The 11,624-nt window shown below is 35.2% G+C and carries 6 protein-coding genes; all 6 read right to left on the reverse strand.

What is annotated here, in order from left to right:
- Positions 1-261: 261 nt before the first annotated feature.
- The 6 genes from NE363_RS11790 to NE363_RS11815 all read right to left on the reverse strand — a co-directional run bounded on the left by NE363_RS11790 (position 262) and on the right by NE363_RS11815 (position 11,562).
- Positions 262-567, reverse strand: coding sequence for a hypothetical protein (locus tag NE363_RS11790; RefSeq protein WP_336930890.1), 306 nt, complete (start codon positions 565-567; stop codon positions 262-264).
- A 500-nt stretch (positions 568-1,067) separates the two neighbouring features.
- Positions 1,068-1,736, reverse strand: coding sequence for a hypothetical protein (locus NE363_RS11795; RefSeq protein WP_445535124.1), 669 nt, complete (start codon positions 1,734-1,736; stop codon positions 1,068-1,070).
- A gap of 331 nt (positions 1,737-2,067) precedes the next feature.
- Positions 2,068-2,481 carry an NTF2 fold immunity protein gene (locus NE363_RS11800; RefSeq protein WP_416715711.1) on the reverse strand — a complete coding sequence of 138 codons (414 nt, stop codon included), beginning with the start codon at positions 2,479-2,481 and terminating at the stop codon, positions 2,068-2,070.
- Between the two features lie 11 nt (positions 2,482-2,492).
- Positions 2,493-7,394, reverse strand: a complete 4,902-nt coding sequence (locus NE363_RS11805; RefSeq protein WP_445535125.1) for an RHS repeat-associated core domain-containing protein — start codon at positions 7,392-7,394, stop codon at positions 2,493-2,495.
- Positions 7,395-7,406: 12 nt separating this feature from the next.
- The gene (locus NE363_RS11810; protein WP_445535126.1) at positions 7,407-10,553 is read right to left on the reverse strand and encodes a type VI secretion system Vgr family protein; all 3,147 of its coding nucleotides are present in this window, start codon (positions 10,551-10,553) and stop codon (positions 7,407-7,409) included.
- Between the two features lie 454 nt (positions 10,554-11,007).
- Positions 11,008-11,562 (reverse strand): TetR/AcrR family transcriptional regulator, encoded by a 555-nt coding sequence (locus tag NE363_RS11815; RefSeq protein ID WP_445535127.1) that lies wholly within the window; start codon positions 11,560-11,562, stop codon positions 11,008-11,010.
- Positions 11,563-11,624: the final 62 nt, after the last annotated feature.

Raw genomic sequence — 11,624 nt, forward strand, 5'->3', positions numbered from 1 at the left:
AATCAAAATATCAATCTCTTGATATTTTTTCCCTAAGTTACTCTTCCTTACTAAATCTTCTAAAAAATTACTAATTTGATAGCTTTTATTTTGAATAATTTCATTTAAATTAAGCGATAAAAATGATAAAAAATATTAATTAGCTCTAATAAATTAAAAATATTTCCCACATCAAACTCAATAAAATCTAAAATTTTATTTTTTCACTTGAGTTAGCTAGACTTAAACAAAGTTTATATTCAAAACCAACACATTCAGCACCTAAATATTATTAGATATAATATTTGATATATTCTCCTTTAAGCTCTTTATATCCCCACACTCTTTTTCAATTATAGGTGATTCCCAATTCATATCTTTTATTAATACAACTCTAAAAAAACCATCTACCTCTAGATCCGGATACCATCCGACATCTAATATTTTATTATTAAAAGAAATTTGTAATAAATCTTCAGATAAATCAAAAACTGTATCTTCATTTATTTCAAAATTATCATCAATCCAAGAAATGGAGTCATGACTAACAACTCCATCTTTAATATCAATATTCCACCAAATATTCATTATGACCTCTTTAGATATTTATTGTATGTATCTTTTGATATCGGATGACCATGTATTATCCCTTGCGAGCACTCAATACGCATATATTCTGTTTCTTTTCCACTATTAGCTCCCATTATATCGGATGATTTATATACTTTCCATGTTGAATTCTTACCTACACTAGCATTTACTTTAGTACCATTAGCCCAAGCTACTCGCTCAAGTGCCTGAATATTAATATCAGATTTATATTTAGCAGCATTACCATTTTTTGTACTATTTACTATCTGCTTCCAACTTAATTTATTTTGTGGTACATAATTACTCTATCCAATATTTATTGAATTTTCACATAGGACAGATTAAAAAGGCATGATCACAACAATAGAATCATACCTCATGCTCCATTTTAGAAACCCATAAAGTTGGATAATAGGTTTATAATAAACTATTACGTATACATTTTATCAAATCAAAAATAATTACAAATATTATTTTTTATATGAGAGAGATATCTACTAAATTGGCCACACAAATTTATTCACCTCATCCTCGCTCAAAAACATAAAACTAAAATCATCAGAATCTCTCCATTGAGCTAAACTAAGTTCAAAAATATTTATACCTTGATATTTATTTTTTTCAATTTCTTCTTTAACAAACTCACTGATAAAAAAAGTATCTTGAGCAGTATCTATATTATTAATTTTCAATACATTAACATCTAAATCATTTAAAAACTCTGCCTTTTCTAAAACTAAAAAATCATTAATCAATCTACAAGATGAATTATTTAAATCCAAGACACTAGTAAAATCAAAAAATTGATTAAACCTAAAAATATAATAATTTTTGTTATTTATTTTTTCTAAACTTTCACTTAACACTTCAACCCTTATAAAATCAGAATCAATATACTTTCCAAAAATATTTTTAAAAATCTCATCAACAACATATATATTGTCATTTATATTTCTAATACTTATTTCTATTTTTTTACTTTTTAAAATAAGTACACCTTCAATCGGTAAATCACAGTTTTTGCTAGTTTTATAGCTATACCACGGTAAAGATCCACATTCGATATTTTGGCTAACTTGCTCTTTATTCATATATAGAACAGCATCATCCACAAGTGAAATTGGACAAAAATTACTTTGCATCGCACTTAAAACAAAATACTTCATATTTATTTAATCCTAACTTAATCGAATCGATTTTGTTCGTGGTGCTAATAAAACAACTCGTAGTGACTAATATAGATCAACTCTTTTCGTTAGTTTAATAAACTGTAATTTCACCATTATTAATTTGTGACTCAATTCATCCTAATTTTTAATTAACACCTACAAAACATATAGAAAGTGACCCATAATTATAAAACATTAAAATATTTTCCAGTTTTCATTACCTTCTATAATGGGTCACGTTGTAAATTATGTCACTTACCTCTCCAATTAAATATTTAATGAAGATTACCCTTTTCATATAAATATCTTTATCAAGATATTTTATTTATTAAAATACTTGTCGACTAGACTTCCAATCTAATGAATCAATTTTCATAATATCAACTTTCCAATTATTATTTTCACAAATTAATGTATAAATTCTACATTCTTTACCTTCATTATTTTTCGTATAAAACTCAATTTTCTTTTCATTTATAATATTTTCTTTTGATATGAGTTGTTCATACTCAGGAGGAATACCAAAAGTTAAAGTAACCCTTCTATCTTGTTTTAATGATAATGCTTTATCTGACAAATATTCATTCTGGATCATTACTAATTCATTTAAACGGCTTTCCATTCCCTCCTCATTAAAAATAAGATCAGGATTTTTTTCTAAAACACCCCCCCATTTTTTCTCCCAATCTTTCATTTTATTAATAAAATTTTCTAATACTAATTTTGCATTTTCTACGCTCATAATAATTACCTTTATTTACACGGATTTGGATTAGCGAAAGGTTGAACATGCGTTTTACCTCCCGATTCATATTGATAAATTATACCACTCGGCATTTTACTTGTTGGATTAGGGTAAATAAATCTTATATCTATTTTTGCAGAACCATTAGCTTCCACATCTTTTGCCACTTTTCCTTCATAAACGCGATAAGTTCCCATATTTATCCCAGGAGTTTGTGGGAATACATGACCAACACCACCACTTCCCCCTAATCTTTTAGCTAGTAAATGACCAGCTTGTACCTTACTACAATTTCCCATTCTTCTTGCTTCAGCAATTGAACTAGCATTTGTACTAGTTCCTGTATTTAAATCACTCTTTAATACTGTTGCTTGAACTCTCTCAACACGCCCATTGGCACCTCTAGTATATGTCGGGGTAACTAAAAGCCCTAATGGATCTGTCCATTTTAAAGGGTTTGGAGCATATAAATATTTATTTTCTCCTCCTAAAAGCCCTAATGGATCCTTACTTATGAACCGCCCTAAATAAGATAAATAATAACGATAACGATTGTAATGTAACCCTGTCTCTTCATCAAAATACTGACCTTGAAAACGGATATTATTTGAAATAATTTCACTGTTTTCGAAGAAATTCGACTTGGCTTTCTCTGCTTTACACTCGCCCCAAGCTTTATATTCGGCTTTCCAAATAATTGCACCTGTATGGTCGGTCATTTCTTGCGGTGTGCCTAAATGGTCGCAGTGATAGAACCATACATCATCAAATTCTTTACCCTGTTTTTCAGTTTTCCAAAGCGGGTCACGGTGTATGTTATAAGGTCTATCTGACCAATCTGGAGTTTGGTGTAATTCTATTGGATTTAAATAAACAGCCTGTAGCATTGGCACAAAACTGTCTTTTTCATAGATGTAATGCTTGGTCAACTGCTCGGTAGACTCATAAGCAAGCGTATCGCTATCCCATCCATAAATGATGTTCTGTTCTTGACCTGTATGGTGATGCTTACTCCGCTTTTGAATACGGCGGCCTAAAGCATCATAGCGATATTCTGCCGTGTATTTACTATTATGGCTCTTCACCATGCGGCCATAGACATCCCACTCAAGGTTTAAATCACCTTGGCTCGTTTTTTGTCGTACGAGTTGTCCATAAGCATCATATTGGTATTGTTGATCTAGATATTCTTTAACTACGTTATTAACTAAACGGTTATAACCATAGTCTTTTTCTTCCGCACTTTGTGAATGGCTTTGAGTCTTTTGACTATGATATGAATCTATAATGTTACTGGCAGGGTCGAAGTTAAACGTTTCTTTTCCAAGTTTACTGCTCGCTTCAAGTAAACGACCTACAGGATCGTACTTATAGACAATATTGCCACGGCGAGTATCTCGAATTGCAGTTAACTCACCTGTTTTGTCATATTGATAAAGACGCTGTACCAATTGACTGGTCTGCTCTAATGCATTGTTTCGTGGTTTATATTGGTTTTGATAGCCATTTTCATGTTCACTCAACATGATTTGGCTTGTCAAACGACCTGCCAAGTCATATTGCTGTTCTTGACTCACTCCGTTGGCATAGTGACGTGAAATTTCTCGGTGTAAATCATCACGCTCAAAGCTAACAAGGTCTTGACCATTCACTATTAAACTTTGTACATGACCACTACCATAGGTCAACCAGTCAATAATCTGCCCGTCTGGGCGAGTCGTTTTGATTCGATCATTAATTTCATCATATTGGTGTTTCCACACCGCAGTTTTATTGATTTTATAGTCTTGCTGGTGTTCCCGTATTAAATTACCAGCTGCATCGTAAAACCATTGTAAATTGCTTTGAGCATTTTTAGCTTGAATGATTCGCCCCATATAATCATAGGCAAATTCTTCAGTCTGCTTTTCTTCAAGTTCTAAACCATAGTGTCCATAACCTGCAGTACGCTGTTCTAAACGCCCCATACTGTCAAAGATAAATTGCTGAATACGATCTTTCGGTGCAGCTCGGTCTTTGAGGTCTTGTCCATAAGCAGATGCAACTTCAATACTGGTTGCAAGTTGGCCCGAGTTTTCATTGTAGTGGTAAACCGTTTCCTTACCATCAAAGTCAATTTCTTTAACGAGTCGGCTTGCGACATCATAGAAGAATTGGTAACTGGCACCGTTTTCATTAATGAGTCGGGTTAGACGTCCCAATCGATCCCATTTATATTTTAATTTGTGGTTTAAAGCATCTGTACGAGACAGAATTAAACCCGCCTCATCATATTCATAGCGAGTGATGTTCTGTTTAGGATCTACATGTGCCAGTAAACGTCCTTCCGCATCATGAATGAAGTGTTCTTCTGTTCCATCAGCATGTTTAATCTTTTCAAGTTGACCAAAAGCATTCAGAGGTAAACCCTTTATAATTGGTTCCCGATTTTCTAAGGTCAGTTCAGTATAAAAATACTCAACTTTTTGTTTTAATGCATTTTCAATGCTGATTACACGACCACGCTCATCATATTGCCACTTGGTCTCTTTACCTGAGCAATCTGTATAACTAATTAAATTCCCTTGATCATCATATTTGAGTGACTTACTTCCACCTTTAGCATCTGTAATAGAAGTGACTAAGCCCATGGCATTGTAAGCATAAGCAGTTTCATGCTTAAGTGGATCAATTTCTTTGATCAGGTTTCCAGAACCATCATATTGCTTAAACCAACGTCCCTGTTCGGCATCAACCATACCAGTGAGTTGATTTTTTTCATCATATTCAAAATAACTTGTCGCACCATCATCTTGAGTTGTAGTCAAGACATTACCGCGCTCATCATAAGTGTAAGAAGTTTTCGAACCGTCTTTAGCAATATGGAGCGTTATATTTTTCGCATCATCTCGAAAGAACCACTCTTCAAAATTATCAGGATAAACAATACGGTATGTATAACCATCAATATCGTAGTAATGTTCAGTGCTATTCCCTTCAACATCTAACACTGTGGTTTTTCTGATATCTTTATCCCACTCCAGCTTTGAAGCACGACTAGCATTGTCGGCCCATTCTTCAATGGCTTTTGAAGTAGGTAAAATACCATCCCATTTTAGGTTCATCCCACGATGTGTAAGATCTGTATAACGTGTAATTAAGTGATGGGTATATTGATAATAATAAGAAGCTGCAAATTCATTTGTTGCCTGAATCAAGTCACCTTGTTGATTATAATCATAACTTGCCAACACACGATCTAATTGGCCATTTTTGATTGTCCAAATATCGGAAACCAGACCTTGTGGATTTAATTGCAAAGCTAAATGAGCCAGCAAATTATCGTCCTGTTTAAATAAAATGTCCGATAAAATTGTTTTATTATCGATAGAAACATGGTCATAACGTAAAGCGACTTTGAAACCATTTTTACGCTCTATATAGGATAGACGATAGTCCTCGCCGTATTTTTCATAATAGTGTTTCTCGTCTTCACCGTAGGCAATTAAATGAAGCTGATCAGATAAAACTGTATAAGTGTATTGCTCAATAGGATCATAAATACTTTGACCCTTTTTTAGGTCAGGCAGATCAATTGCTCGGCCATCTAAACCAATGTATTCAAGTCCATTTAAATAGTCTTTGTGATCTTTTTTCTTTGGACTATATTTAAATTTACGAGAAATTTTTGTTGTAAATGGTGTAACCCAACGTGCTCCAAAAATAGAGTCATCCATCTGGTAAAGGTTTGAAACATAAGTACGGCTAATGCTGTCCTCAATTATGCTGCCAAGTTGTGCATCAACATGAGTAAAGAACTCTGTACCCATTGCAAAGGTAATTGAACCACCCGTCCCCCCCATACAATTTTTACATCGTTTGGCATTGTTCTCTGCATGAGCTTGTTTAGTTGATTTGTCAGTGGCACTTGATGGATGAGTTGCATTGGCCTTTGTCGTTTCTTTTGCCTTAATCTGTGCTTTCTTTTGCCGATGTTTTGCTGCAACCATTCCCATAATGCTAAATAGCCAACCAATGGTCCATAAAGTATTAGGGTCACTTAAACTATTTACTTTTCCTTGGGCAACTTGTCCTATAGATCTTATTTTTGCGCCTAAAGCTAACACTTTGGCTCTTGCTTCATCGGAGACTGCCAAATTGGCTAGGTTGACATACCCTTTACCTACAGTTTTTGCAACGTTCTCGGTAGCATATTTTGCATTATTTACTATACGAGTTCCGTCAAGTTCAAATATTCCTTTTATAACTCCTAAAGACTGTTGACCCGCTCGCTTAAGGTTTGGAAGTCCGTTTAAAGAGCCGCTGACTAATTTCTTAAAGCCGTCATCAATAGTTTTTGTTAATAAGACAATCCAGTTACCAACTTCTTTTAATACCTGATTAAGTAAACTCTGTCCTTTCTTAGCAAAGTTTTCTAAAGTCCCCGCTACATTTTCAGCAATAATGGTAGTTAAAAATACACTTGCGCTGTCTTTAAACCCTGTACTTAAAGCTTTTTTTACTTCTTGAGAAGTTAATGTTTTTTTACCTAATTTTTTTGCTTGTGCTTTAATAATTTGTTCTGATTCATTCTTTACATAAAATAATGCTGGCCGTGCTGCACCACGCACAGAAGGTCCAACCGGTCCCATTGGTACCAATCCAATAACATCGATTCCTAAATTCAACCAATCAAAAATCTCAACTTTATCAACACCTTTATTGAGCATACTTATGATATCAATAATGATATCACCAACAGCAAAGGCACTTCCTAAAACAGGTACACTTCTACAGATTGTCTCTAATCGGTCAACTGTAACCACACCATTTGTATATTCCCTAAACCATTTATCAACTGCTGATTTCTTTGCTGTTAAATCTTTGGGACTAAAAGTATTTAAAGGAGCAACCACTGAATTTTGTGACATGTTCTTCTCAAATTATACAAACGTTTCAAAAGGTGATCGGATTTCTGTTATTGCTTTTTTGTCAGAGCTTGCTTGAGCCAATCTTCTGAGTGGATTACTCTGCTGACTTGAAGGCATAAAGCTATTTTGACTAACAAATGATTGACTTAACTTAGATCCATCACTCCCTCCTAAAACCTGTTCCATCGCCATTGGTAATAATGCTTTAGCACCTTGATCTTTGATTTTTTTAACCGATTCAATCTTCTGCTGTACAGATTTCACATTGCTCGCAAGTTGGCTCAACTTTTTAAAGTCATTTTTCAATGTTTCAGTTAACCCTTTACTGCCAGATGCAATACCAATGCTGCCTTCTACATCATTTTGATTTGGCCACTCTACCTTGCGTTTAAAATCACTTGCCTCATCCCAAGGATTACGAGGGTCTGGATCGAACAGAACTTTCACTGAGCCCGTTGCCAAACCTGAAACACGAGCAAAACCTTTATCGTCTAGCTTGCCATTAACGACTTTACCCAGATTATCAGTTACGGTATAACCAGCTCCTTTAACAAAAGCTCCATGTGAGTAGTCGTGCAAAAGCTCAAGTACACCTTGTGCACGTTTTGGTGGTGGTGGCAAACTAGATTGAACACTTGCCGATGCGCCGCCTTGGAACACATGCTGTCCGGCATTGACCTGAAATTTCCCGCCAGTTTTCGGAAAGATTCCTGAACCATTTAAGGTAATTTGTGAACTTGCACCAGTAATTACAATTTCTTTAGGACTACTAATTTCAATCCGATCTTCTGTAGAAGAAATGGTAATACCTTTATTAGCAAGCACATCTAAAGCATCTGACTGGGCTTGTATTTCTACCTTGCCTTGCGCAGCTACTGCTTTTAGTCCACTTTGCACTGCAAAGAGACTGAGCCTATTTTGGGCATGGGCAATGACATTCTTTTGAGTACTTATATTGATGCTGTCTCCAGCAATCTGATTGATTTGTGCATCAGCCGAGATATGAATATCTTCGGACGTACTCAAGGCTATGCCATCTGGTGAACTTAAAAGCAGTAAAGCTTTTTCAAATTTAGCGATTTGCTGCTGAATTTGTGAGGCAAAGTCTTTTAACTGCTCAATCGATTCTATTTCATCGGTTTTCTGGTTTTTAGCGATGTCACTCAGTGCTTTACTATTCGTTTGACTACCTTCAAGTTGCTTTTTCGCAACTTCGGCATCGAGGTGCTCGCCTTTGGCATTATCCTGTTTATGGGTGGATACCAATAAACCTTGCCCCGCACGCAATGCTCCCCATTGGTCCGTACGCAGTTCAAAACCTTCACCGCGGTCTTCACTTTCCGCTTTTTCTTTAGGATGGCTGAGTTTCCCCAGATTTAACTGGCTTGCACCATGACTGCTTTGTAGCTGGGTACTAATTTGGCCCGGTGTATCATCAAATCTAAGTTGTCCAAACCCACCACCAGACACTTCTTTGGAACGGATACCACTCAGTTTTTTAGTATCGGGAAGTTTACCTTTGTTATCAAACTTGGTTGGTTGGCGCTGTGCCTCATGAATTCGACCCATCACAAATGGTCGGTCGATATCGCCATTAAAGAAGTCAATAACAACAATCTCACCAATACGCGGTAAAAAACGTGCACCGTAACCTTCTCCAGCCCACGGTGTTAGAACATCAATCCAAGCAGAATCGGTGTCATTGTTATTGGTCCCTGCTCCACCATCATGGCTATGATCATCACTACGGGTAAACAGGAAACGGACTTTAATACGCCCCCATTCATCTACATAGATTTCTTCACCTTCAGGACCCACCACTTTTGCACGTTGCGGATGAGTTGTAGGGCTATGAATTTGTGGGTTATAAGCTGGTGTTGTTGGAATATGACGACGTTGTAAAATCAGTTGATTCGCTTGGCGTTCATCACTGTTCTCGGGGTTTTGTATTGACCAGTTACTTTGCGCCAATAGACCATTAATTTGGTCATTTAAATCTTTAGGTAAATTATTCTGATTAAAGAAGTTTTTAGAAACAATCAAAAAGCTTTTATCTGAGCTTTCATGCTGGTCTATTTCTGGGTGTTCATTTAATTCGAAATAGTAACCCACATAGGCATCGCGGACTGTCGTTTGCGCAATAAAGCGTTTCGCCTGCGCCTCGTAGTAATTGTGGAGGTTCTGGTTTAATCGTTCAACTTGTTGATTTCCAGATTTAGTTACACCATCCTCACCCTTTAAATCACCAATCCATGCAGGCGCATAGTTCCAAGCTTGCTCTAAGCCAAGTGTAGCATTGTCATATTGTTCGCTATGCTGATGCTTACTTTGAACGCTTCCAATCCCTTCTTCTTGTTCTAATATTTCTGCTTGCCAACGTTGTATATGCATAACGTTAGGTTGAAGAGTACGCTCGGCAGTTAAGCGAGTCATGCTGTCGTATTGTTCGACCGCACTACTACGGTGGTAACGAATCGTTTTACGGTCTAAAGGTTGATATTGGCTATTAGCATCAATCAACCTGAGTTTCTGAGCTTGAATAGATGTATCGGTACTTGGAACAATATGCTGAGCTTCATCAATGAGCCAACTGATATTTTCACTACGAAGTAAGCGTGTGAGGAAGTCCCAATCACTTTCGTTATGTTGCATAACAAAAGGACGAACATCATAAGTTTGTGTTAAACCGCTTAAATCCAAACTTAAACTTGCAGCAAATAGCGGATTTTTAACTTGCCATTCTTTAAATAATATTTCCCATATTTCAACCACGCTTTTATTCATAAATACGCGCGAATTGCGGCGATATTTCCATAATGCGGTTGGATCTTCTAAGGTCAGCTTATATAAAGTTAGACTTCCATCTGACTGGCCTTGCTGAGCATGAGTAATAATGCCTGTAACGCGGGTTAATTCACCTCGCTCCGTCACTATATCTACAGCGGCCTGAACACCAATAAAAGATTTTAGTTGAATCGTTGCATTGGTTGATAGACATAAAAGTTCTGCTTTTAAACCATCATTGAGTGCATGTACGCCATCAATTCTTTGTAGAAAGACTTGGTCATTCAATATCGGAGACGTAAATTGAATATGAATAGCTCGTTTCTGTGGGCTAATGCCCAAACTATCTAAAACTTGATGAATACTGTTCAACATCTTTATAGGACTGAATTATATTTAGCGGTATTTTACAAAGCACGTACAGATCTGTCTATTTAATTAATAATTAATTTTACATTTAAATTAAATATTAAAATTTATTCTATTTAACAGAATAGAATCCAACCCTAGCATGATCAAAAGATTTGTTAATTTTGCTATATTAACCCTCATTTATAAAGCATTAATTTTTAAAAATAAGCCAATAAATCAAATGTTTAAAAAATGTATAAGCAATGAACAAGCTTATACATTCTATTTGTCAATTTAAAAACTAGAAATAACATAACATACTGTTATTTATATTATTTTTAAAATTCAAAAAAAGCTCTACTATTATTGAAAAATACTTCCAAATTACTTTCCATGCAAAGATTCAATTTAAAATAGTTTAGATATTTTAAATTATAATTAGAAACAATTTTTAACATTTCTTAACACTCTTCTAATTTCAAATAAATGACATTAAAAATCGATCAAACAAGTGTTCTTTCACATTTGAAATATCTGAGCTTAAAAGCTGAATAATGGCACCATCAAGCATATATAAAAATAATTTGGCATCATGAAATGAGGCTTCCCTATTAAGTACTCTGAGATGGCTATAGATTTCATTGGTCAGCCATGTTCTATATTTAATGGCGACTTGGTAAGCATTTAAATAATTATTTTTAGTTTCAAAAATGGCTTTAAATAGCAGGTAATACGGCCCTTCTAAGTCGGTATGCAAGTCATAAAGTATTTTGAGTTTGTCCTTCACGCTTGTGTTTTGGCCGTACTCGACCATTGCAATGACTTTCTCTTGTAGCCGTTCTTTTTGCACAAGTAGGCAAATTTCGATAAACCGCGCTTTGGACTGAAAATAATGATAAAAAGTCATTTTTGTAATTTCAGATTCTCTCACAATTCTGTCGACGCCCACTAAATGGAATCCGTGGTGGTGAAATAAATCAATCGCCTTATTAATAACTTTTAAAGCACGTGTAGAAAATACTAAAGGTGGCATAGTTTTTACCGTTATAAATTCTTGTTGTTTCTAAAAGAGAAAAAAGCCTGTGCCCTTTTTGG

The organism is Acinetobacter sp. G18 (genome assembly GCF_052660225.1).